This is a genomic window from Marinobacter halodurans (assembly GCF_004327985.1).
GTDB lineage: Bacteria > Pseudomonadota > Gammaproteobacteria > Pseudomonadales > Oleiphilaceae > Marinobacter_A > Marinobacter_A halodurans.
Genome location: NZ_SJDL01000016.1, coordinates 75686 through 97167, shown reverse-complemented (window position 1 = coordinate 97167; position 21482 = coordinate 75686). Strand labels below are relative to the sequence as shown.

General features: G+C 66.6%; 22 protein-coding genes and 1 riboswitch. Of the genes, 7 read left to right on the top strand and 15 right to left on the bottom strand.

Features of this window, described 5'->3' with window-relative positions; all coding sequences use genetic code 11:
- Positions 1 to 427: 427 nt before the first annotated feature.
- The 3 genes from EZI54_RS11820 to EZI54_RS11810 all read right to left on the bottom strand — a co-directional run bounded on the left by EZI54_RS11820 (position 428) and on the right by EZI54_RS11810 (position 3731).
- Positions 428 to 1102, bottom strand: a complete 675-nt coding sequence (locus EZI54_RS11820) for an ankyrin repeat domain-containing protein (protein ID WP_131482089.1) — start codon at positions 1100 to 1102, stop codon at positions 428 to 430.
- A gap of 95 nt (positions 1103 to 1197) precedes the next feature.
- On the bottom strand, positions 1198 to 3339 hold the full coding sequence (locus EZI54_RS11815) for a tRNA(Met) cytidine acetyltransferase TmcA (protein ID WP_207389202.1): 2142 nt from the start codon (positions 3337 to 3339) through the stop codon (positions 1198 to 1200).
- Between the two features lie 8 nt (positions 3340 to 3347).
- Positions 3348 to 3731 (bottom strand): DUF2237 family protein, encoded by a 384-nt coding sequence (locus EZI54_RS11810; protein ID WP_131482088.1) that lies wholly within the window; start codon positions 3729 to 3731, stop codon positions 3348 to 3350.
- Between the two features lie 65 nt (positions 3732 to 3796).
- Between EZI54_RS11810 and EZI54_RS11805 the strand changes: the two genes are divergently transcribed.
- The 3 genes from EZI54_RS11805 (at position 3797) to EZI54_RS11795 (ending at position 8063) form a co-directional block, all read left to right on the top strand.
- A complete protein-coding gene (locus EZI54_RS11805) occupies positions 3797 to 6091 on the top strand; it encodes an ATP-dependent helicase (RefSeq protein WP_423226998.1) in 2295 nt (764 codons plus the stop codon).
- A gap of 238 nt (positions 6092 to 6329) precedes the next feature.
- Positions 6330 to 7505, top strand: a complete 1176-nt coding sequence (locus EZI54_RS11800) for an OmpA family protein (RefSeq protein ID WP_131482086.1) — start codon at positions 6330 to 6332, stop codon at positions 7503 to 7505.
- Positions 7506 to 7586: 81 nt separating this feature from the next.
- Complete coding sequence (locus tag EZI54_RS11795; protein ID WP_131482085.1) at positions 7587 to 8063, top strand: DUF4124 domain-containing protein; 477 nt, start codon at positions 7587 to 7589, stop codon at positions 8061 to 8063.
- 10 nt (positions 8064 to 8073) lie between these two features.
- Here the strand turns inward: EZI54_RS11795 and EZI54_RS11790 are convergent, their stop codons facing one another.
- The gene (locus EZI54_RS11790; protein WP_131482084.1) at positions 8074 to 9288 is read right to left on the bottom strand and encodes a methyltransferase; all 1215 of its coding nucleotides are present in this window, start codon (positions 9286 to 9288) and stop codon (positions 8074 to 8076) included.
- A gap of 6 nt (positions 9289 to 9294) precedes the next feature.
- Positions 9295 to 9582, bottom strand: coding sequence for an Rdx family protein (locus tag EZI54_RS11785; protein WP_131482083.1), 288 nt, complete (start codon positions 9580 to 9582; stop codon positions 9295 to 9297).
- A gap of 142 nt (positions 9583 to 9724) precedes the next feature.
- Positions 9725 to 9917, top strand: a riboswitch (cobalamin riboswitch).
- A gap of 163 nt (positions 9918 to 10080) precedes the next feature.
- On the opposite strand from EZI54_RS11785, the gene EZI54_RS11780 reads away from it, so the two are divergent.
- The 3 genes from EZI54_RS11780 to EZI54_RS11770 are packed head-to-tail and all read left to right on the top strand — an operon-like array spanning position 10081 to position 12949.
- Complete coding sequence (locus tag EZI54_RS11780) at positions 10081 to 11142, top strand: ABC transporter substrate-binding protein (RefSeq protein ID WP_131482082.1); 1062 nt, start codon at positions 10081 to 10083, stop codon at positions 11140 to 11142.
- Positions 11139 to 12188: a FecCD family ABC transporter permease gene (locus tag EZI54_RS11775; protein WP_131482081.1), complete on the top strand. Its 1050-nt coding sequence runs from the start codon at positions 11139 to 11141 to the stop codon at positions 12186 to 12188. Before EZI54_RS11780 ends, EZI54_RS11775 begins: the two co-directional genes overlap by 4 nt.
- The gene (locus EZI54_RS11770; protein WP_131482080.1) at positions 12185 to 12949 is read left to right on the top strand and encodes an ABC transporter ATP-binding protein; all 765 of its coding nucleotides are present in this window, start codon (positions 12185 to 12187) and stop codon (positions 12947 to 12949) included. Before EZI54_RS11775 ends, EZI54_RS11770 begins: the two co-directional genes overlap by 4 nt.
- A gap of 13 nt (positions 12950 to 12962) precedes the next feature.
- Here EZI54_RS11770 and EZI54_RS11765 read toward each other — a convergent pair whose 3' ends face one another.
- Positions 12963 to 13781 (bottom strand): polyphosphate kinase 2 family protein, encoded by an 819-nt coding sequence (locus EZI54_RS11765; RefSeq protein ID WP_131482079.1) that lies wholly within the window; start codon positions 13779 to 13781, stop codon positions 12963 to 12965.
- Positions 13782 to 13887: 106 nt separating this feature from the next.
- Here EZI54_RS11765 and EZI54_RS11760 point away from each other — a divergent pair, with 106 nt between their 5' ends.
- Positions 13888 to 14694, top strand: coding sequence for a TatD family hydrolase (locus tag EZI54_RS11760; protein WP_131482078.1), 807 nt, complete (start codon positions 13888 to 13890; stop codon positions 14692 to 14694).
- Positions 14695 to 14711: 17 nt separating this feature from the next.
- Here EZI54_RS11760 and EZI54_RS11755 read toward each other — a convergent pair whose 3' ends face one another.
- Genes EZI54_RS11755 through atpD form a run of 9 tightly spaced genes read right to left on the bottom strand, consistent with a single transcriptional unit; the run spans position 14712 to position 21272 of the window.
- Positions 14712 to 15596, bottom strand: a complete 885-nt coding sequence (locus EZI54_RS11755; protein ID WP_131482077.1) for a F0F1 ATP synthase subunit gamma — start codon at positions 15594 to 15596, stop codon at positions 14712 to 14714.
- The gene (locus EZI54_RS11750; protein WP_131482076.1) at positions 15580 to 17139 is read right to left on the bottom strand and encodes a F0F1 ATP synthase subunit alpha; all 1560 of its coding nucleotides are present in this window, start codon (positions 17137 to 17139) and stop codon (positions 15580 to 15582) included. Before EZI54_RS11750 ends, EZI54_RS11755 begins: the two co-directional genes overlap by 17 nt.
- Entirely contained in the window at positions 17129 to 17902 is a 774-nt protein-coding gene (locus EZI54_RS11745; protein WP_131482075.1) for a F0F1 ATP synthase subunit B family protein, read from the bottom strand. The genes EZI54_RS11750 and EZI54_RS11745 overlap by 11 nt, the downstream gene beginning before the upstream one ends.
- An 18-nt stretch (positions 17903 to 17920) precedes the next feature.
- Entirely contained in the window at positions 17921 to 18199 is a 279-nt protein-coding gene (locus EZI54_RS11740) for a F0F1 ATP synthase subunit C (protein ID WP_131482074.1), read from the bottom strand.
- Positions 18196 to 18891, bottom strand: coding sequence for a F0F1 ATP synthase subunit A (locus tag EZI54_RS11735; RefSeq protein WP_131482073.1), 696 nt, complete (start codon positions 18889 to 18891; stop codon positions 18196 to 18198). Before EZI54_RS11735 ends, EZI54_RS11740 begins: the two co-directional genes overlap by 4 nt.
- Positions 18882 to 19193 (bottom strand): ATP synthase subunit I, encoded by a 312-nt coding sequence (locus EZI54_RS11730; protein ID WP_131482072.1) that lies wholly within the window; start codon positions 19191 to 19193, stop codon positions 18882 to 18884. The genes EZI54_RS11735 and EZI54_RS11730 overlap by 10 nt, the downstream gene beginning before the upstream one ends.
- Positions 19190 to 19492 carry an AtpZ/AtpI family protein gene (locus tag EZI54_RS11725; protein WP_131482071.1) on the bottom strand — a complete coding sequence of 101 codons (303 nt, stop codon included), beginning with the start codon at positions 19490 to 19492 and terminating at the stop codon, positions 19190 to 19192. The genes EZI54_RS11730 and EZI54_RS11725 overlap by 4 nt, the downstream gene beginning before the upstream one ends.
- Complete coding sequence (locus EZI54_RS11720) at positions 19489 to 19899, bottom strand: ATPase (RefSeq protein ID WP_131482070.1); 411 nt, start codon at positions 19897 to 19899, stop codon at positions 19489 to 19491. The genes EZI54_RS11725 and EZI54_RS11720 overlap by 4 nt, the downstream gene beginning before the upstream one ends.
- Entirely contained in the window at positions 19896 to 21272 is a 1377-nt protein-coding gene (atpD, locus tag EZI54_RS11715) for a F0F1 ATP synthase subunit beta (RefSeq protein WP_131482095.1), read from the bottom strand. Before atpD ends, EZI54_RS11720 begins: the two co-directional genes overlap by 4 nt.
- Positions 21273 to 21482: the final 210 nt, after the last annotated feature.

The window sequence follows — 21482 nt, the reverse complement described above, 5'->3', positions numbered from 1 at the left end:
TGAATAAGGGTGAGTCCCTTCAAAAGGACCTCCCCCTAACAACACATTCCGTGCCAGAAATTAAAACAGCAGCAAAAACAGCGGACTAGCCAGAAAACGCCAAAACCACACATCCCGGATCGAGCAAGATTTTGCTCAAATCGAGCGAAAAGTTGCCCGATCGAGCAAGATCTTGCTCGAAAGCCACTCCAGACAGCCCCCGGAAAACAGGACTCAGCGGCGGCCAGCTCCAACCTCCAACGAAGCGGGGCACCGGCAGGGCTGGAGCAGGAGACAGGGATGTCTCCGATCCAATTAGGCGGCCATGGATGGCCCTCTGAGCACCCAGCCCTGTCCAGCGAAAAACCAACAGCTAGAAGGGAAATAGAGCTCAAGCCAGCCCCGCGAGAACGTTGGAAAAAGAATAATTCGGAGTGCACGAAAATTCTTATCGCGCGCCCGCCTGCACCAGCAGCATCTCGATGTCATCCAGGTTGTGCCGGCGGGCCACGGCGAGGGCGGTATCGCCGTCGCTGGCCCGATAGCCGACATCGGCCCCGGCGGCGATCAGCACCTCGGTCATCAGCAGGTCGCCATTGCGCACCACGTGCATCAGCAGGGACTCCCCGTCGTGCGCAATATTGACGTTGCCGCCGGCATCCAGCAACGTGCGCATCACCGACAAGTTGCCCGCCTCCGCGGCGGCCGCCACCGCAGTGGTGCCGTCAGCGCCGCTGGCATTGACCCGGGCCCCGGCGGACAGCATCAGCTTCACCAGACGCTGGCTACCCTCGGCCGAAGCCGCAACCAGAGGCGTCCGTCCACGGGCGTCCGCCAGATTGGGATCGGCCCCCTGCTGCAACAGGTACCAGGCAACACGGTCATGCCCGGCACCGGCCGCCGCCGTCAGTGGCGTGCCATCCGCGCTAATCTGGTTCAGGGACGCCCCCGCCGCCACCTGCGCCTGGACCGCGGCCAGGTCACCCCGCATCGCCGCATTCACCAGCGGCGAAGACTGGTTCGCCCGGTGCACCGTTTCCAGGTTGACGGGTTGCGGCTGACCGGAGCAGGCGGACAGGGCGATCAGGGCAAGAACAAGGCAGGCGAGCGGGCGTTTGGGCATGGAAGCGTTCCGGTAGCTTTCAGGTTGGCCCATTCTGCCCAAGCGGATCAGACCAGTGACATCGAGTGAGTCACAGAAGCAGGCTGTGGCCTGGCTCAATGTGGCGGGATGTCGACCGGTTCAAGCAATTTCCCCGCGAGTTGCCGCAAGCGCTGTTCCGCATCACGCCGCCCGCGGCACAGTCCGGCGGACTGCAAATCGGACCAGGGCCAGCCCTGCAACACGGCACGGCACCAGAGTACGGCATCGTCATCCCGCGCCAGCCGTTCACTGACACCCGCTTGCAGCGACAGGCGCATCAGCGGCAGCCGGGACAGCTCAAACAGCCGGTAGCCGCCGGCGAAGGCCGCCAGCTCGGCCCGGTCCATGGGGGTCAGCGGTGCCGCCGCCACCCAGTCCCGGCCGAGGCTGAGCGCCAGATCCGGCTCCAGGGATCGAAAGGCATCGCCCAACAACAGCGGCCAGTGCTCGGCGAACCGGGTCTGTAGACGCAGCAACAGATCCATACCCCCTGCCGATAACGCCTGCCCCATTTGCAGGGTGTATTCACCGCTGCTCGCCGAGCGGTGTAGCCCCAGCCGTAGCGGATAGAAGCCGGCGCCGCGCCAGAACGCCAACAGTGGCGCCGTCGCCCCGAAACTGCTGCCCAGCAGATCGAAACCCGCCTCACGGCTGGCGTTCCGGGCTGCGGCCAGCAGTCGCTGCCCGATGCCCTCCCGCCGCAGCTCGGGGACCACGGCAATACGGACCACACGCGCCATGCGGGCCATCGCGGCCTCCGCCAACCCGCCGTGACAGGCCAGCGACTGGGCCAGCAGGTGCCCGCGGGCGCGCCGCTCGCCCCGCATCACCTGTTCCGCCAGCGCCGGCGCCAGACCGCCTTCGGCGGTGGCCCACAACACCCCGACGACCGCATTGTCCGGGTCGCTGCGGGCCAGCCAACTGCGGGCGTGGGGATCATCCAGCCACTGGCGCAGGTCGGCCGGCGTGGTGCGATAGTGGGCATCGGTCAGCAGGCCGAACGCCTGGGCCAGGGTTCCGGAATCGGCCTCGGCCGGACACCAGGGTTCGATGCGAATCGCCGCCTGCGACGACAAGCCCGTGACACTCTCGGCATCCAGCAGGAACAGGCGGTTGACCAGATCCTCGAAGGGATCCCCGTCGCGCCAGCGAATCGGCTGTGACAGGCGCTGCGTCTGCCATTGGGGGGTGAGCCGGTCCAGCGCGTCCCGGAAACGCACGTCGAAGCCCCGGCCGGTGCCTTCGTACCCGTGAACCGTGGTGGCGAACACCACCCGGGGCCAACCGGTCAGGATGTCGGCAAGCAAAGGCGCCGGCAGGCCGGCCGCCTCGTCCACCAGGACCACGCCCGCGTCGGGGCGCTCCCGCAACAGCACGTCCGCCGGCACGAATTCCAGACTGTGGCCGTCACACTGGAGGCGCTGACCATCCCGTCTGGCGCCCGGCCAGCGGGCTTCCGCCGCCGCAAACAGGGTGTCCACCGCCTCGGACCGGGGGGCGGTCACGAGGATGCGCGTCCACTTGTCCTGCAACAGTTGCGCCGCGGCCCGCCCCAGCGCGGTGGATTTGCCCCGTCCCCGATCGGCGCGGATCACCAGGGGGCGCCGGCGACGGCCCGCTCCCGCCCGGAGAATGGCGTCGATCGCGGCGGACTGGTCCGGAGTGTCCGTGGGCTGGAAACGGTCGTCGCCGCCATCCACATCAAGGCGTCCGGTGACCTCACCCGACGCATGCAGCCGCACCACGGCCGGATGGGTGTCGAGCAGGGTGGCCATGCGGGCCAGGAACGGATGCCGGCCGGCGTCGGCCAGCCCGGTGCGGGCATAGTCCGGATCGTCAAAGTCGGCCCATTCCGCCAACGGCGGCATCAGCCAGACCAGCACGGCCCCGGCCGCCAGGGTACCCATCAGGGCGGCCAGGTCATCCGGCGGGTTACCGCTGCGACCATCCCAGATTACCAGGTCCAGTTCACGACCCAACCACTGGTGGGCCTGCGTCGGACGGACGCTGACTAGGCCGCTCCCGCCCTTTTCGGACAGACGGCCCACCCAGAGGCTCCGGACCGCATCGGCCGAACGGCAGAGGGACAGCGCATAGCGGGCAGACAGGTCCGAATCCGCCTCGACCAGCAGCAGGCGACGCTCACCGGATCGGCGCAGGGCCGCCCGCCAGGCCTGGATACGGTCGGCACTCGGCCAACCCGCCGGGAAGCTCACGACAGGACTCAGCTCAGGTCCACCGAGTGCTGTTTCAGGGCGTCCAGGTCACAGTGCAGCAAGGCCGCCTGATGGGTGGCCCGCAGCCGGACCCGGGGTGCCTTGCCCGCATCGTACGCCTCGGTCCAGCGGCCGGCGCACAGGCACCAGGCATCGCCGTCCCTGAGGCCGGGAAAGCCGAATTCCGGCCGCGGCGTGGACAGATCGTTGCCGCTCTGGCGTGAGAATTCCAGGAAGTCGTCGGTGACCACTACGCAGACCGCATGAACGCCCAGATCGTCCGGACCGACGTTGCAGCAGCCATCCCGGTAGAAACCGGTTTTCGGGTCGTAGCCACAGTCTTCCAGCGGCTGACCCAGCACGTTGAGGGCGTCGTTCTGTGTCTGTGCCATGGTGTGTCTCCTGCGGCGCCGGGATCCGGGCGCCCGTGTGTGATTCATGAGGCGAACCATTATGGATGAGTGACCGGGACCATGCCAGAATAGCGCCCATGCCAACAGCCCTCCCCCCGCACCTGACCGACGAACAGCACGCCATCATCACCGCCGGCTATGAGCACGCCCTCATTACGGCCGTGGCGGGCAGTGGCAAGACCACCACGCTGGCGTGGCGCATCCGCTACCTGCTGGAACAGGGGCACGATCCCACCCGGATGCTGGTGCTGATGTTCAACCGCAGCGCCCGCGACGATTTCCAGAAAAAGCTGCAGTCGGTTGCCGGCGACACCGGCCTGGGGTTGCCGGAGATCCGCACCTACCACGCCATGGGCTACCGCCTGTACAAGCGTTTCGTGCGGGAGGGCTACCTGCCGGATTTCGTCGCCGACATCCTCAGCGACCAGGAAATCAACTTCCAGGTCTGGCTGCTGACCCGCCAGCTCGCCCCCGAAGCGTTGCAGGACGAGATCAAGCGGGCCAAGAAGGACTATGTGGAAACCGCCGCCCACTTCATCGACCTGGTGAAGACCACCCTGTCGCCGGTGGAGATCGTGTTCGAGCAGATGGGCTACGGCGACAAACACCGCTACCTGATCGACCTGTTCCACAGCTTCGAGCAGTGGCGTAAGCGCAACGCCCGTATCAGCTACGCCGACATGCTCTACGAGCCGGTCATGGCGATCCACCAGAATCCGCCGTTGCAGCGTCTGGTGGCCAACAAGATGGATCTGGTGATGGTGGACGAGTACCAGGACACCAACGAGATCCAGCACCTGCTGCTGCGCTACATCGCCGGAGAGCGGGCACGGGTCACCGTGGTGGGCGACCCGGACCAGACCATCTACGAATTCCGCGGTGCCCAGCCGGACTTTATCCTGACCCGCTTCAGCGAGGAGTTCGAAAGCCCGCTGGAACAGACCCTCAGCTACACCTTCCGCTACGGGCACCGGGTGGCCCTGCTGGCCAATCACCTGATTAGCCACAACACCGGGCGCAAGGACGTGCTCTGCCACGCCCACCCGTCCACACCGGCCACCGACATCCAGCTGCACCGGGCCGACGAGGACAGCGACGTCATCCTCAAGCTGGTGGAAGCCCACCGGGACGGCGGCCAGCCGCTGGAAGCCGTTGCCGTGCTGGTCCGGGTGTGGAGCCAGAGCGTGCCGATCGAGCTGCGCCTGCTGGCCCGACAGATTCCCTATCGCATCGACAGCAACAAGGGCGCCCTGTTTACCCGCGAGGTGGAAGCCATCACCCACCTGATGCGGGTCTGCGCCGGCCAGCTGCCGATACTGGCCGAATCGGATCGCCTGGAAGCGGCCCGCAGCCTGCTGCGCTTTCCCCATGTGGGCCTCAAGGAAGTGGAGTTACAGAGCCTCGCCCAGTTGCTGGCCCGGTTCGACCGGGACTGGGGTGCCCGATTGCTGGACCTGGATTTCGATGCGCTGGGCCCCATGCCGGCCCGCAAGCTGAAGAAGCTGGGCCGCTGCCTGCTGGACCTGGACGACTTCCGGGGCCCGGCCGGCGACCTGATCGACCGCTACGCCGGGGACACCGAGCTGTTCGAGGGTATCCGCAGTCTGGCCATGACCCACGAGTCCGCCGACGAGCGCATCGATACCGTGCGTGGCTTCCAGGCTTATATCGAAGGGCTGGACGTCGGTGCCGGCGAGGCCCTGGCGCACCTGGACGCCCTGCGCCAGCAGGCCCGCCAGCCCGGCCGCGGCGGCATCCAGCTGTCCACCATGCACCGCACCAAGGGGCTGGAATGGCCGGTGGTGATCATTCCCGGCCTGCAGGAGAAATACCTGCCCTACACCGCCCGCCAGACCGACGACATCCGCAGCCTGGTGGAAAGCGAGCGGCGCCTGCTCTACGTCGCCCTGACCCGGACCCGCCACGCCCTGCACCTGATCACCCGGCACGACAGCAACACCCCGCACCTGGACGGCGACCAGGGGCCAAGCCGCTTCCTGCACGAACTCTGCTTTTCCGCCTCCTCGGACCTGGGTCGGCAGTTGGACGCCCAGCCGGAGCCGGGCGCCACGCTGACCCTGGAAAAACCACCCACCACGGTTATCCAGCGCTATGCCGACCGGGCAGCCGTGCAACTGGACGCGCCGGAAACCAGCGCCGACACCGACGGTGCCGGGCCGGTCTGGACCGAATCGCGATTGATCCATGCCGTGCTCGGTCCCGGCCGGGTCACCGACGAGTCCGACAGTGCCTTCGACGTGGCGTTCGACAGCGGCGAAACCCTGACTTTCAGCAAGAAAAGCGCCCACCTCTATTTCCGCCGGCTGGCATCGTCCTGAATGGGCCATAAACATGTCCATTCGGCAATGTTGGCGACAAAAGTCTGTCTTTTGTGAATCCCATCACTAAAATTGCGCGTAACGGCGAGTGCGCTGTCTGTCTAATTCCCTGACTTACTGCGAATTAACCAGACAGTGCACCAGAACATAAAGCCCTGCTGCGGCATGATCCCGGCCAACAACAATAAAGCAGCGAATGACGAAGCAATAAACGAAATGAAACGAACAGGAGGTTCACATGATCCGCAACCGACTTCTGGCAACTGCGGCCCTGCTTTCAGCCTTTACCACGCCGGCCCTGGCGCAGGAACAAAAGGTCTACATCAACCCCTTCATCGGCTATCAATACTTCGACGACAACCGCAACCTGAGTGAAACCGACACCTACGGGGTGGGCCTGGAATACCGCTTCCTGCCCCGCTGGGCCGTCGAGGGTGTCTGGAACCGGGGCGACGCCGACCGCAAGCATGCGCCGGGCAGCAGCGACTTCCAGGACTATCGCCTGGACGGCCTCTACTACTTCGCCGACCCGGACGAAAACCTGAATCCCTACGTGGCCACCGGCGCCGGGCATACCGACTTTGACAGCCTGGGCGGCGGCATCGCCGGCGAGACCCGGCTCAACCTCGGCGGCGGCCTGCGCTACAACCTGACCGACGTGGTCTCATTGCGTGGCGACATCCGCGAGTACTACAGCCTGGACGAGGAATCCTTCGATACCCTGGCCAGCGTGGGCATGAGCTTCGGCTTCGGCTTTGACAGCAAGGAAGAGCCGGCGCCGCGCGACAGCGACAACGACGGCGTGGCGGACACCGCCGACCGGTGCCCGGGCACCCCACCCGGCGCCACGGTGGACGCCAGCGGCTGCGAACCGGATGCCGACAGTGACGGCGTCGTCGACAGCCAGGACCAGTGCCCCAATACGCCGGCCGGCGCCCGCGTCGACAGCCGCGGCTGTGAACTGGACAGCGACAACGACGGCGTGGTCGACAGGATGGACCAGTGCCCCAACACCACCGCCGGTGCCGAAGTGGATGAAAAGGGCTGCGAAGGGGTGATGGAAGAGGTCCAGACCTTTACCCTGAAGGTCCAGTTCCCGACCAACAGCGCGGTCATTGACGATCGCTACGACGACGACCTGCGCCAGGTCGCGAACTTCCTGGAAGAACATCCGGAAACCGTGGTGGAAGTCGGCGGTCATTCCGATAACACCGGCAAGGCCAGCTACAATGAGAGCCTGTCCCAGCGCCGGGCCGAGGCCGTCGCCGATCGACTGGTCAAGACTCTGGGCGTGGATCCGGAACGGGTCAGCGCGCGCGGTTATGGCGAGTCCGATCCGGTGGCCAGCAACGACACGGCCGCCGGCCGTGCCGAAAACCGCCGGGTGGAGGCCAAGATCCAGATCGAGCGGTAATTCGTGAGGTTTCCCCGGGGATGGCGACGCCATCCCCGGGGTCTGCCATTGACGGGCGGGCAGCGCCCGGAGGATGTTGTCTTGCGTGAATCCGCCCTGTTCCTGCTCTGCTGTCTGCTCGCACCCGCGACCTTTGCCGACGTCTACAAGTGCGCCGATGCCAACGGCGTGCGCTATTCCGATACCCCCTGCGGCGCCAACGCCGAAACCCTGAACCTGCCGGACAGCCGGATCGGCGGGCGCTTCGACAGCAACCTGCCGGCACGGCCCGAGCCCTCCGAACCAGCCGATGAACCGGCGTCCGCACCCAGTGAACCGGAAAGCCCCTGCCGCTACATCCCCTCCACCGACCTGCGCCGCTATATCCTGCGGGAACAGGTGGTCCGGGGCATGACCAAGCAGAACGTGCGGGATGCCTTCGGCACCACGCCGGAAGTCTACCCGGTGCCCCAGGAAACCTGGGTCTACAAGACCGACTATTACGGCATGCTCTACGAATTGACCTACGTGTATTTCCGGGATGGCTGTGTCGACAGGGTCGTTTATCGCAAACCGTGAGCTTTCCCGTTTAGGAAGCCAGCCGGGCATCCAGCAGCAGATTACGGGGCGTGAGGTGGCGCTCACAGAAGGTGCCCAGAGTCACCGTGTAGCCCTGCTCTTCCAGATACAGCGCGTCATCCAGCACCAGCCAGAGCTCCAGCGGGCGCCGGAACAGGTGGCGCAACAGCTCGTGGCGCCGCACCTGCGATTGTCGTTGCCGGCCCAGCGCCAGCCAGTGCTCGAGGTCCGTGTCCGGGGGTAATGTCATCCCCTTGCGTTCGGCGGCCCAGTGACAGAAAGCAGCGAACCCGGCGTCGTTCAGGCGGGTCGGGTGAGGGGGTACCGGCAGGTAGCTGTCTTCTCCGCGCACGTGCCGCTGCAGGGCATCGAAGCCCAACCGCCAGATCTGGGTGCGGCGGGTCTGGCGCCGAATGCGGGCCGGCGCGGTGACCGTTTCCCGGACCGCCAGACGCAGCGTCTCGCGGGAGAGATCCTCCAGTCGCCGCTGCTCCCGGACCCGTTGCGACAAGGGTTGGTAGTCCGGGTGCCGGGTCAGGTGGAAGCAACAGGGGGCAATGCTCAGGCGTGGCCAGCGGTGACGGGCACCCTGTTCGATCAGGCGCCGGTGCAGGTCGCCGCAGGCGTGCAGGGCGACGCCGTGACAGGCCGGCGACCAGGACATATCCGGGTCCAGCACGTCCCGGGTGACCAGCGTGACCGGGTCCCCGTACCGCGCCGCCAGGGCGTTGCCATCCGCCACCAGCGCCGGGTCCCATTCGTATCCGACCAGCGCACCTGGCGCATGGGGTGCCAGGGTTCGCGCCAGGTGGCCCTTGCCGCAGCACCAGTCCAGTACCGGAGCCTCCAGCGCACGGAGGGCTGCCGCAAAGGCGCCGGCCTGCAGGCGCTTGCGGCCGGGCATGTCCACGGCCCGTGTTTCCGGCAGGGCCAGCGAGTCACCGGCCAGGTCGGGCAGATCCAGCAAGGCCCGGCGCCGGTCGATCGTCGGCAGCCAGGCCGAGAGCCGCGCCACCAGATGTTCGGAATCGGCTTCAAAGGCGTCAACCTCGGCGTCCGTCAGGCCCTCCAGAAAGGTGGCCAGGCCCGGGTACCACCGGCACCAGTCCGGCGCCGGCGTACTGAAAGGCGCCGGTTGCCAGAGGTCAGCGTGATCCGCCAGCCAGCCGTCGAGTGCCGACCAGCGTCCGGCCCGGTCGTGGGATGAGGAGCCCGTTACGGTCATGGTCGTTCAGCGGTCACCGGTTTTACGATCGGCATGACCCAGGTGGCGTTCCGGCGCGATCACATCGCGCACCACCTGCTTGAGCTCGGTGATCTCGGGAAACCGGCCAGCCTCCTTGCGTGACCAGACCACCTGATCATCCGCGCGCACCTCGAACACGCCACCCGAGCCGGGCTTGAGTACCAGCTCGCCTATCTCGTCCTCGAACGTGGTGAGCAGCTCCTGCGCCATCCAGGCGGCGCGCAGCAACCAGCGGCATTGGGTGCAGTAATGGATTTCGACACGACTGGGCATGGGGACGGTTCCGCGTGATCAGCAGGTGGATGAGCCTGCTATTGTCGCGCGTCACACTCCGGATTGACCACCCACTTTGCCGAATAACGTGGCCGCACACCGGGTTGCTATTGAGCGGACGCTTGCCCCTCCCGATCAACCTGTTTATGCTCGACGCGTCGGTTTCCTCTGGGAATTAATAGGGAATTCGCCGCGGCCCCGGCCGCGAACCGAAACTGCCCCCGCAACTGTAGGCGGCGAGCGACGTCCAATCACCAAGCCACTGGGATCCCCCGGGAAGGCAGGACGCGCCACGACCCGTCAGTCAGGAGACCTGCCGACCATCCGATTCACGACGCCGGGCGGGGTGCCCCGGGGAAAGGAAGGACCATTCCCATCATACGGATTCCTTTACAGCTTCCTGAACCCTCTTGTTATCGGCCGTGAAACTTTATTGTTATGTTATAACATAACTATTATAGTCGCTGCGCTTCGATAGCGATCCCAGGAGGTCATACCATGTTGGTCACAATCCGTTTCACTGCTCCAGGGCGGTTCCCGTTCTTGCGACTCGTCCGCCGGTCCCTGCCGGTCCTGCTTACACTGACCGCGACCAACGCCGCGGCGGCCCCGACCACTTACCCATTGACGCTGGAAAACTGCGGTCGGGAGATTCGCTTCGACGCCGCCCCGGAGCACACCGTCACCATCGGCCAGTCCGCCACCGAGACGCTCTACGCCCTGGGACTGGGGGATCGGGTGGCCGGCACGTCGGTCTGGTTCACCCCGGTACTGCCACAGTTCAGGGCCATCAACGACCGGGTACCGCGCATCGCCGACAACGACCCGAGCTTCGAGGCAGTGGTCAACAAGCATCCCGACCTGGTGACCGTGCAATACGAATGGCACGTGGGCCCGACCGGTTCGGTGGGCACCCGCCAGCAATTCGCCGACCTGGGTATCGCCACCTATATCCTGCCGGCGGACTGCGACACCAAGGACAACACCACCGGCGGTGACGGCACGCGGGTCGCCGCCTTCTCCACGCAGTCCATCTACAAGGGCATCCGCCAGCTTGCCACGATCTTTGACGTGCAGGATGCCGGGGAGGACCTGATCACCGACCTGAAAGACCGGGAAAGCCGGGCCATCGAACGCGCCCATGAACTGGACCTGCCAAAAGACCTGTCCGCCGTCTTCTGGTTTTCGTCCACCGACCTGTCCGCGGCCCCCTTTGTCGCCGGCCGCCTGGGCGCGCCGGGCTACATGATGGACAAACTCGGCATCCACAACGTGGTCGAGTCCGATGAGGAATGGCCGACCGTCGGCTGGGAGACCATTGCCCGGGCCGACCCGGACCTGATCGTGATCGCGCAGATGGACCGTCGCCGCTACCCGGCCGACGACATCCGGAAGAAGCTCGATTTCCTGCACAACGACCCCGTCGCCAGCCAGATGACCGCGGTGCGGGAAGGCCACATCGTACCGATGGACGCCCACGCCATGAGCGCCACCCTGCGCACGATCTTTGGCCTGGACTCCCTGTCGGACGCCCTGGCCGGAATGAGCTTCGACCGATGAGCCGCGTCATTTCCCTGCCGGCGCCGGTGGCGCCGCGCCTGCACTGGCTGTGGCTGACCCCGCTGGTGCTGGCGATCGCCCTGGTAGCCGGCACCGCCATCGGCGAGACGCGGATTCCCGTGGACACCATTCTCAAGGTGCTGGCCAACCGGTTGTGGGACGCCGGTTACCCGGTTGACCGCATCGATGCCGGCATCGTCTGGAGCTACCGGCTCAGCCGCGCCATCGTCGCGGCCTGCTGCGGCGCCGGACTGGCACTGACCGGGGTGGTGCTGCAGGCGCTGTTGCGCAATGCGCTGGCGGATCCGTTTCTCATGGGGCTTTCGGCCGGGGCGTCGACCGGGGCGGTGGCGGTCACCGTGCTGGGTTTGGGCGCGGGTGCCATCGGCCTGTCAGCGGGCGCCTTTGCCGGCGCGGCCCTGGCCTTCGGCCTGGTGGTGGTGCTGGCCCACGCCGCCAGGCGGGGCATGCAGGCGGCCGGGGCGATCATACTGGCGGGCATTGCCGGCGCCCAGCTGTTCAACGCGTTGACGGCCTTCATGATTGCCAAGTCGGCCAGCGCCGAGCAGGCCCGGGGCATCCTGTTCTGGCTGATGGGCAGCCTGTCCGGGGTGCGTTGGGACGACGTCGCCCTGGCGGTACCGACCGCCCTGGTCGGGCTGGGGGTATGCCTGTGGTACATGCGCGCCCTGGATGCCTTCACCTTCGGCGCGGACAGCGCCGCGTCCATGGGCGTAGCGGTGCGTCCGGTCCGGGGCGTGCTGATTGCCGTGACCGCCCTGGTAACGGCGGTGATGGTGTCGATGGTGGGCGCCATCGGCTTCGTCGGGCTGGTCATTCCCCATGCCATGCGCCTGCTGGTGGGCAGCCGCCACGCCCGGCTGGTACCGGCATCGGCCCTGGCCGGCGCCGTCTTCCTGATCGGTTCGGACATCCTGTCCCGCATCCTGGTGCCCGGCCAGGTGCTGCCGATCGGCGTCATCACCTCGCTGATCGGGGCACCGGCCTTCGCACTGATCCTGGTCCGGGGAGCGGGTAGAGCATGAAGCTGACCGCCGAACACCTCGGGGCCCGCATCCATGGCCGCACCCTGCTGGATAACGTGAGCCTGACCATCCGGCCCGGCGAGACCTTTGCCCTGGTCGGACCCAACGGCTCCGGCAAGTCGACGCTGTTGCGGCTACTGGCCGGCCTGCGTCGACCGACCCGGGGCTGCGTTCGCGTCGACGGACGCCCACTCGCCCACCTCAAGCGACGCACCATTGCCCGGTCGATTGCCCTGGTCGAACAACAGGCCGAAACCAGTGACAGGCTCTGCGTGCGCGACGCCGTTGCCCTGGGGCGCACGCCGTTCCTGTCGCCGCTGCGCCCCTGGACGGACGAAGACGACACCCACGTTGACCGGGCGCTGGACGACGTCGATATGCGGTCGTTCGCCGACCGGCTCTGGCACACCCTGTCCGGCGGCGAACGCCAGCGGGTCCACATCGCCCGGGCCCTGGCCCAGCAACCCCGCATCCTGCTGTTGGACGAACCCACCAACCACCTGGATATCCAGCACCAGCTCTCGATCCTCAGCCTGGTGCGGCGGTTGCCGGTGACGGTGGTGATCGCGTTGCACGACCTGAACCAGGCGATGGCGTGCGACCGCGTTGGCGTCCTGGACGCCGGTCGGCTGGTGGCATTGGGGCCGCCTGAAGACGTACTCACTCCGGAGCGACTGTGGCAGACGTTCAGGGTACAGGCCGACAGCATCGGCGACCCGCAGGACGGGCGTCGGATCCTGCGTTTCCGGCAGGCTCCCTGATCGCCCTTGGGGATCAGTCGCCGCCCAGCAGTTTCCGGTAGGCCTTGAGGGTCTTCTCGTCTTCCACTGGATAATCCGGCGCCAGGGCCTGAAGCTGTTCGTCGACCAGGGCGGCGACAATGGCACGGGCAACGGACTTGCGATCGCCGGGGATGATGAACCAGGGCGCCTCGGCTGTGTGGGTGGCGGCAATGGCCTCCCCGGCACACGCCAGCAGCTCGTCCCGGCGCTCGAAGGCGTCCACATCGGACGGATCGAACTTCCAGCGTTTGCGCGGTTCGTCGAGGCGCTTGATCAAGCGACGACGGTGTTCATCGCCACTGAGCCGGATCCAGCATTTGATGACCGTTGTGCCTTCCCGGGAGAGATGCGCCTCGAAGCTGCGGATGGCCTCGTATCGGGCCTGCCAGTTGTAGTCCTCCGGGGCATGGACCGGCCATAGGCGCTCGGCGATCACCGCCTCGTGATGACTGCGGTTGAAGGCCGCCAACTCGCCAAAGGCCGGTAGCAACGGCACCACCCGCCAGAGGAAGTCGTGCCGGGTCTCCGCCCCCTGCGGCCGGGCGAAGGACCAGGCATGAAAACCCGCCGGATCCATGTAGGTCGACAGCGTCCGGATCAGACTGTCCTTGCCGCTGGCATCCAGGCCGTGGAGGATCAGCAATACCGCCCGGGAGCGGTTGGCCCACAGGCGGCGCTGGTACTCGCCGATGTTCTCCAGGCTGGCATCCAGGGACGGAATGTCGTCGCCCCCGACATCAGCCGGGTAATCGTCCAGTGACGGCCGGGTTGGATCGTATCGCCAGCGCTCGTTGAACGGTGTGGTCATCATGGCATGGGCCTCGTCTGCGGACTCTGCGGATTGGGAGGGGCGTTGTCCAAAATGGTAGACTGCGTCTGAATTCATTCCCAGCCACGCGACAGGCCCCGTTCAGCACATGAGCAAGAAACGACGCGAGATCCCGGTTTTCGAGCAGCCGATCATCGAAACCCACTGCCACCTGGATTACCTCAAGGACCGCCCGCTGGCGGAAACCCTGGCCGAGGCCCAGCGGGTGAACGTGGAGCGGGTCATCACCATTGCCGTGGCCCCGGACAACCTGGCCACCGTGCGCGAGCTGACCGGCGAGGCGGACTGGGTGTATGGCACCCAGGGCATCCATCCCCACGAGGCGGAAACCTACACCGACGCCGTCGAGGCGGAAATCCGCGAGCACGTCGGCGGCGAGAAGATGGTCGCCGTCGGCGAGATCGGCCTGGACTACTTCTACGACAACGCCGACCGCACCGTGCAGCGGGATGTGTTCCGCCGCCAGTTGCAGATCGCCTGCGACACCGATCGCCCGGTGGTGATCCACAGCCGCGAGGCCGACGACGACACCATCGGGATCCTCAAGGAGTTCGAAGGCACGCTCAAGCGCCGGGGCGTGATCCACAGCTTCACCTCCGGTCCCGGCCTGGCCCGCTACGCCCTCGATCAGGGCTGGTGCCTGGGTTTCAACGGCATTTCCACCTTCAACAAGGCGGAAAACGTGCGGGACATCATCCGCATGACGCCGATCGAGCAGCTGCTGCTGGAAACGGATGCCCCCTTCCTCACGCCGGTGCCCTACCGTGGCCGGGAGAACGCCCCGTTCTATATTCCCTTCGTGGCGGAAAAGATCGCCGAGGTGAAGGTGTTACCCATCGAGCAGGTGCTGACCACCACCTACGCCAACAGCCTGCGGACCTTCTTCCCGGACTGAACAGAATACGCCCGGCATCAACGCCGGGCCCGTTTCTTCAGCGCTTCGAAGCCGATGATCACATCCAGCAGTTCACTGGTGATCTCCGTCTGGCGTACCGAACGCAGCTCACCTTTCAAGGCGTCGAGCCGATCGTCCACCGCCTCCTCGGCCTGCTGCATCCGTGCCAGGCGCGCGGCGTTCTCGGTGACCATGGCCTCCGCCGAGGCGCGGAACACGCTGGCGAAGATGTGGTTGCGCACCAGGGCCGCCAGCAACTCGTCCGGCGCCATGGTGTAGTCCGGCAGCGACCGGGACGGCCAGCGGCGTTCGCGTCGCAGCAGGTCCGGATCCAACGGCAGCAGTTGTCGGGTCACCGGGGTCAGGGCGCCCGCGTCGCCACGCTCGGTGAACGCCAGGGAAACCCGATGGCCACCCAGCCATCGACCACTGCTGTGGCTATCCAGACGCGTCACCACATCGCCGGCGAGACGGCCGATCCCGTCCGCCGATGCCGGCGGCAGCAGGACCTCTTCCGGCGGCAGCCCGCGATCCACCAAGGCGTCGTTCATCTGGGCGCCGACACACAGTACCCGGCACGAGTCCGCCTCCGGCGCCTTGCACCAGGCCATCACGGCATCGGCCAGGAGCTCATTGTAGTTCCCGCACAGGCCGTGATCCGAGCCGAACACCACCACCAACTGCCCGGCGCGCCGGTCCGGTGCCAGGACGATATCGCCGGAGCGGTGCGCAAAGGCGCGGAAGCCGGCCATGATGGTCTGGTGATAGGCTTCGATGGAGCACGCCGCATCCTCGTAGGGTGACGCGTTCAGCGCGGACAGCGTTTTCATCGCATGTACGATGCCGCGGATGCTCGCCAGGGTCCCGTGATGACGGGTCAGGGATTCAAGCGTCTGGGCCATTGGTTTTCCCCTGCACGGCCGCGTTGCCGGCCATGGCGCTTGTTGCCAGGGTGAGGAGCTGCTCGTGGTCACCGGCGGCCAGCGCCTGGTTGTCGGCGATCCGGGCATCCAGGGTATGCAGGTCGCGCTCCGCGGCGCGGCGGACCTGGTCCATGGCCGTATTGACGGCCTGGTCGGACAGGCCATCGAACAGTCCTTCCATTGCGGCAACCAGCACGGCCAGTTGACCTATCGCCGACAGCGGATCATATTCCGGCTGGCGCAGGGCGGCCCGCACCGCCGCGCCACGGGCCAGCCGCGCCCGGGTGGCGTCATCCAGCCGGGTCCCGAAGCGGGCGAAGTCCTCCAGTTCCTCGAACTGGGAAAGCGTTACCCGCAGGTTGCCCGCCACATCCCGCAGCGCGTGCAACTGGGCCTTGCCACCGACCCGGGAGACCGACAACCCCTGGTCCACCGCCGGGAACTGGTTCTTGCGCACCAGCCTTGGCGACAGATAGATCTGGCCGTCAGTTATGGAGATCAGGTTGGTGGGGATGTAGGCGGACAGGTTTTCCGCCTGGGTTTCGACTACCGGCAGGGCGGTAATGGAGCCGCCGCCCGCCGCGGCAACAAACTGCCCGGCCCGCTCCAGCAGCCGCGCGTGAAGGTAGAAGATATCCCCGGGAAAGGCTTCCCGGCCCGGCGGCCGGCGCAGCAGCAATGACAGTTCGCGATAGGCCCGGGCGTGATGCGTCAGGTCATCGAACACCACCAACACGTCCCGGCCCTGGTCGGAAAAGTACTCGGCCATGGCCATCGCCGCGTAAGGGGCGACGTAGGCCAGTCCCGGCGCTTCTTCGTCGCCGGCGGACAGGACCACGCTGCGGGCCATCATGCTGCCGGCCTTCAGCGCGCCGATCACCCGGGCCACCGCATCGCCCCGCTGGCCGATGGCGCAGTAGATGCAGATGACCTGCGAGCGGGCCTGGTTCAGCATGGCATCAATGGCGATGGCGGTCTTGCCGGTCTGGCGATCGCCAATGATCAGCTCCCGCTGCCCCAGACCAATGGGCACGGCGGCATCCACCGCCTTGATCCCGGTGGCCAGGGGCCGGAACACCGGCGCCCGGGACAGGATACCCGGCGCCTCGGCTTCCACCGGCCGCCGGGTCACGGCGGCGACCGGCCCCAGGCCGTCGCGGGGGCGTCCCATGGCGTCCACCACCCGACCGAGCAGGGCCGGCCCGACCGGAACACTGACCACTTTGCGGGTACGCCGCACCTGTTCGCCGGGGACAATCCGTTCCGCGGGCCCCAACAGCACGACACCCAGGCGACCGGGCTCCAGGTCCAGGACAATGCCCTGCAACCCGCAGTCAAATACCAGCAGTTCGTCGGAGAGGGCCTGGGCCAGACCGCTGACGATGGCGATACCGTCTCCCACTTCCGTCACCCGACCGACTTCCGTCAGCACCGGTTGCGGCGCCGGTGCCGACAGCAGGGTGTCAACCCAGTCGTTAAACCGCTGCTCGCCGGTATCCGGCTGTTGTCCGTTATCCGGCATGCGGCGTGTCTCCCCGGCCGGACGCCTCAGCGGCCAGGCGCTCGTCCAGCAATGTCGTCAGCTCGTCGGTGTAGCTGTCTACCGTCCAGCTCAACTGGGCGCCACCCACCTGAAGGATCAGGCCCGGCGACTGGACGGCATTGGTAGCGAAGCGCAGGTCGAAACCGGGCAGATGCCGGTCTGTCTCGCGATGCAACTGCGCCTGCAGATCCTCGGGCAACGGCGCCCGGGTCGTGACCAGGGCGGTCGTGTCGCTGCCTGCCGCCTGGGCCAGCTCGTCGGCCCGCGCGGCCAGTTGCCCCAGCACCTGCCGCACCATGGCCGCCTCCAGGGTCTCGTCCGCCAGTTCACGCAGGGCCTTGCGGGTAAGCGCCACCAGCGTCTGGGCGCCCGCCTGCTGAAGGCGGGCCAGGAACTTCTGGCGTTCCTGCTCCATGTGGACATGCAGCTCCCTCTGCTCCCGGGCCAGCCGGGTGTGCGTCTCGGCCAGCAACGCAGCCCGTTCCTCTTCGGTGGCCTTGAGGGCTTTCGCCACGGCCGCATCGCGGTCGGCCTGCAACTGCGCCATCCGGGCGTGGAACGACTTCTCTGCCGCTTCGGCCTCTTCCCGTGCCGCGCCGGCTTCACCCATCCGCCGGGCAATCTCGGTCTCCCGGGCATCGATGCCGTTGAGGATGGGCTTGTAGAGAAAACGCTTGAGCAACCACACCAGCACCAGGAAATTGGCAATCTGGGCAATGACGGTGATCCAGTCGATGGACATGATCGGCGTTCCGCTGTCTTACTGGCCGCTGGCGGCCTGTACCGCATCCCAGAACGGATTGGCGAAGATCAGGATCATCGACACCACAAAGCAATAGATGGCGGTGGATTCGATCATCGCCAGACTGACGAACAGGGTCCGGGACAGGGTCGGTGCGGCATCGGGCTGCTGGGCGATGGCGGCAATCGCCGATGCCGCCGCCCGGCCCTCGCCCAGCGCCGGCCCCAGGGCTCCGAACGAGACCGTCAGGCCGGCGGTGAAAATGGAGATCACTGCGATGATGGCAAAGTCACTCATGGCGCGTCCTCGGGGGGTGAAGGAGGGGGCGGGTCCGCGGTTGCGGACGAAATATAGACGGTGGCGAGAATGGCGAAGATATAGGCCTGGATCAGACCGGTGAGCAGTCCCAGCATGTCCATCACCACCGGGAAGAAGAACGGCGCCACACCCAGCAGGATGGCGGCAATGACCGCACCGCTCATGATGTTGCCGTACAGGCGGATGGCCAGGGAGATGCCCCGGGAAAATTCGCTGATGATGTTGAACGGCAGCATCACCGCCGAGGGCTCGATGAAGTGGCGGAGATAACGGCCCAGGCCGCCGCTGGCGATGCCAAACAGCGGTACGGCACAGAGTACGGAAATCGCCAGCGCCACCGTGGTGGAGAGTGACGACGTGGGCGGCGCAAAGCCCGGTACCACCAGCAACAGGTTGGAGAGGGCGATGAACAGGAACAGCGTGCCGGCGAAGTACATCACATGGCGGGCCGAGGTCTGGGTGATCTCCCCGATCTGGCTCTGGATCATCTGCACGATGGTTTCCAGCAGGGTCCGCCAGCGATTGGGCGGCACATCCGGGCACAGGTTGCGGGTCACCAGCACGGAGCCTCCCACCAGCAACGCCATCACGATCCAGGTATTGACGATGGTGGCGTTGAGGCCGAACTCCCCCAGCCTGAGGATGATGTCCTGGTCCGGCGTCAGCTGCACGGTACATCCTCCCCGCCGGACGTTGCCGGAGGCCGCGCCAGGCGAACGGCAACCAGGCGTGTGACCAGGAACGCCAGGCCGAACCCGGCCAACGCCCCGGGGTCGTGGAGGCCGTCGGTGGCCATGAAGCCCACCGCCAGCAGCAGCGCGATTCGCAGCGCCGCACTCGCCAGCAGCAAGGGCGCCGGCCGTGACGACCTCAGGACCGCCCGAACACTCCAGGCCAGACCGGCAAAGTAGAGCACGCTGGCCACCACGCCAACCGCCAGCCCCACGCCAAACGACGTCCAGTCCATCGTCATTGATCGTCTCCTCCCCTGCCCGGCCCTTCGCGACTGACCCAGGCCCAGGCGATAAAGCTGCCAAGAACGGCCCCGCCCAGGATCAGCGCAATGGGCCAGGAAAAATCCTGCGGTGCCACCCGGTCCAGCCAGAGACCCAGGAAAGCGCCGCCCACGGTGGGCACGGCGATCGACCACCCCACCATCCCGAATGTACCCAGCCCCCGAAGCGGACTGGCGCCGGGATGCTCACGGGCCTGCTTTTTCCGGTCAGCATGGCGGGTAATGGCGTCCACGGACCGATCCGGCCTACGGCTCATGGTGCCGGCTTCCGCAATTCCGCAAACCGGCGCACGATACTGGCTTCCAGCCGCGACAGGGCTGCGCGGGCCACCCGCTCGTCCTCGTCCATGGCGCCGAAGATGTCGGCCACCGTATGACGCAGGGAGGCCAAGTCCCGGCCCTCGGCGCCGCGCCGGACGGCCACATTCACCTGATGCCCCTGTTTGACCAACAGGCCCTCGTCGATGCCGAAAAAGCGCTCCCGCCCACCCGGTTCGGTCAGGACCAGAACCGACGGCACCAGCGCCGTCACGAAATCCAGGTGATTGGGCAGCAGGCCGAAGGCACCATTCTCCGCCTCGGCAACCAGCGCCCGGGCCGCGCCCTGGTACAGGGTGCGTGTGGGCAGCCCCAGGGTGACCTGCATGTCGCTGGCCATACTCATGACGCGTCTCCCCGCTCGGCGATGGTGCCGATCATGTAGTAGTCGCTCTCACTGTCTTCGAAGTGCGTCTGTTCGAGAATGGTCTCGCAGCCGTCCAGCGTGTCGGCGATGGCGACGCGCCGGCCGTCACTGCCGGTGAATGCACGGGTGGTGAAGAACGGCTGGGTCAGGAATCGCTCCAGGCGCCGGGCCCGGGCGACCGTCGCGCGGTCCGCCGCAGACAGTTCCTCCATGCCCAGCATGGCGATGATGTCGCGCAGGTCCTCGTACTCCGCCAGGGTTCGGCGCACGGCCCGGGCAATGTCGTAATGGCGCTGACCAACCACCGCCGGCGTCAGCATGACCGACGCCGATGCCAGGGGATCCACCGCCGGATACAGGCCTTCGCTGGCCCGTTTACGCGAGAGCACGACAGACGCGGACAGGTGGGAAAAGATGTGCGCCGCGGCCGGATCGGTGAAGTCGTCCGCCGGCACATAGACCGCCTGGATCGAGGTGATGGCTCCGGAACGGGTGGAGGTGATGCGCTCCTGCAGCGACGCCAGTTCCGTGGCCAGCGTGGGCTGGTAGCCCACCCTCGACGGCATGCGCCCCATCAGCCCCGACACTTCGGAGCCGGCCTGGACGAAACGGAAAATGTTGTCGATCAGCAGCAGCACGTCCTGCTGCCGGTCGTCGCGGAAGTATTCGGCCATGGTCAGCGCCGTGTTGCCCACCAGGAAGCGCACGCCGGGTGATTCGTTCATCTGGCCGAACAGCATCACGGTCTTGTCCCGCACCCCGGCCTCGCCCATCTCGCGGTAGAGTTCCTCCGCTTCCCGGGAGCGTTCGCCGATACCACAGAACAGGCTCACCCCCTGGTGGACCTGCACGGTGTTGTTGATCAGCTCGGTGATCAGCACCGTCTTGCCCACACCGGCCCCACCGAACAGGCCGGTCTTGCCACCCCGCTCGATGGGAGACAGCAGGTCGATCGCCTTGATGCCGGTCTCCAGGATGTCGCTGTGGACCACACGCTCCTCGAGAACCGGCGGCTCCCGATGGATCGACCGCAACGCCTTGGCACGGGGAGCGGGCCGGCCGTCGATGGGCTCGCCAAAGACATTCAGCATGCGGCCCAACAGCCCCTCGCCGACCGGTACCCGAATCGGGGCGCCGGTGGCCCGCACCGCCATACCCAACCCCAGGCCGCGCACCGGCGCCAACGCCATGCAACGCACGGCGCCGCCTTCCAGCAGCGAGGACACCTCCAGCGCCACTTTGCCGGCATAGACCAGGTCATGGATCCGTGGCGACGGTTCCGGAAAGAAAACATCCACCACCCCGCCATGAATCGCCACGATACGGCCTTCAACGTCGGCGGTCGCCGGCAAACCGGCCTCTGGACGACTGTCGCGCACGGGTTCAGGCAACACTCATTCCCTCGTTTCGTTGCCGTTGAAAGGACGAGCCGCCGGGATAACCGGCACGGAACAGATGCGCCATGAAGCATGGCCTCCGCGGCAGCCCTATACTGTTTCCAGCATAGTCGCCTGGCCGCCCGCGTGAATTGACGCAAATCATACCCGGCCCAGCCTGGCAGG

Excerpts from the sequence above, each read along its gene's own strand:
- EZI54_RS11820 (WP_131482089.1), bottom strand. The coding sequence starts at position 1,102 with ATGCCCAAACGCCCGCTCGCCTGCCTTGTTCTTGCCCTGATCGCCCTG.
- EZI54_RS11810 (WP_131482088.1), bottom strand. The coding sequence starts at position 3,731 with ATGGCACAGACACAGAACGACGCCCTCAACGTGCTGGGTCAGCCGCTG.
- EZI54_RS11805 (WP_423226998.1), top strand. The coding sequence starts at position 3,797 with ATGAGTGACCGGGACCATGCCAGAATAGCGCCCATGCCAACAGCCCTC.
- EZI54_RS11800 (WP_131482086.1), top strand. The coding sequence starts at position 6,330 with ATGATCCGCAACCGACTTCTGGCAACTGCGGCCCTGCTTTCAGCCTTT.
- EZI54_RS11790 (WP_131482084.1), bottom strand. The coding sequence starts at position 9,288 with ATGACCGTAACGGGCTCCTCATCCCACGACCGGGCCGGACGCTGGTCG.
- EZI54_RS11785 (WP_131482083.1), bottom strand. The coding sequence starts at position 9,582 with ATGCCCAGTCGTGTCGAAATCCATTACTGCACCCAATGCCGCTGGTTG.
- EZI54_RS11780 (WP_131482082.1), top strand. The coding sequence starts at position 10,081 with ATGTTGGTCACAATCCGTTTCACTGCTCCAGGGCGGTTCCCGTTCTTG.
- EZI54_RS11775 (WP_131482081.1), top strand. The coding sequence starts at position 11,139 with ATGAGCCGCGTCATTTCCCTGCCGGCGCCGGTGGCGCCGCGCCTGCAC.
- EZI54_RS11770 (WP_131482080.1), top strand. The coding sequence starts at position 12,185 with ATGAAGCTGACCGCCGAACACCTCGGGGCCCGCATCCATGGCCGCACC.
- EZI54_RS11765 (WP_131482079.1), bottom strand. The coding sequence starts at position 13,781 with ATGATGACCACACCGTTCAACGAGCGCTGGCGATACGATCCAACCCGG.
- EZI54_RS11760 (WP_131482078.1), top strand. The coding sequence starts at position 13,888 with ATGAGCAAGAAACGACGCGAGATCCCGGTTTTCGAGCAGCCGATCATC.
- EZI54_RS11755 (WP_131482077.1), bottom strand. The coding sequence starts at position 15,596 with ATGGCCCAGACGCTTGAATCCCTGACCCGTCATCACGGGACCCTGGCG.
- EZI54_RS11750 (WP_131482076.1), bottom strand. The coding sequence starts at position 17,139 with ATGCCGGATAACGGACAACAGCCGGATACCGGCGAGCAGCGGTTTAAC.
- EZI54_RS11745 (WP_131482075.1), bottom strand. The coding sequence starts at position 17,902 with ATGTCCATCGACTGGATCACCGTCATTGCCCAGATTGCCAATTTCCTG.
- EZI54_RS11740 (WP_131482074.1), bottom strand. The coding sequence starts at position 18,199 with ATGAGTGACTTTGCCATCATCGCAGTGATCTCCATTTTCACCGCCGGC.
- EZI54_RS11730 (WP_131482072.1), bottom strand. The coding sequence starts at position 19,193 with ATGACGATGGACTGGACGTCGTTTGGCGTGGGGCTGGCGGTTGGCGTG.
- EZI54_RS11725 (WP_131482071.1), bottom strand. The coding sequence starts at position 19,492 with ATGAGCCGTAGGCCGGATCGGTCCGTGGACGCCATTACCCGCCATGCT.
- EZI54_RS11720 (WP_131482070.1), bottom strand. The coding sequence starts at position 19,899 with ATGAGTATGGCCAGCGACATGCAGGTCACCCTGGGGCTGCCCACACGC.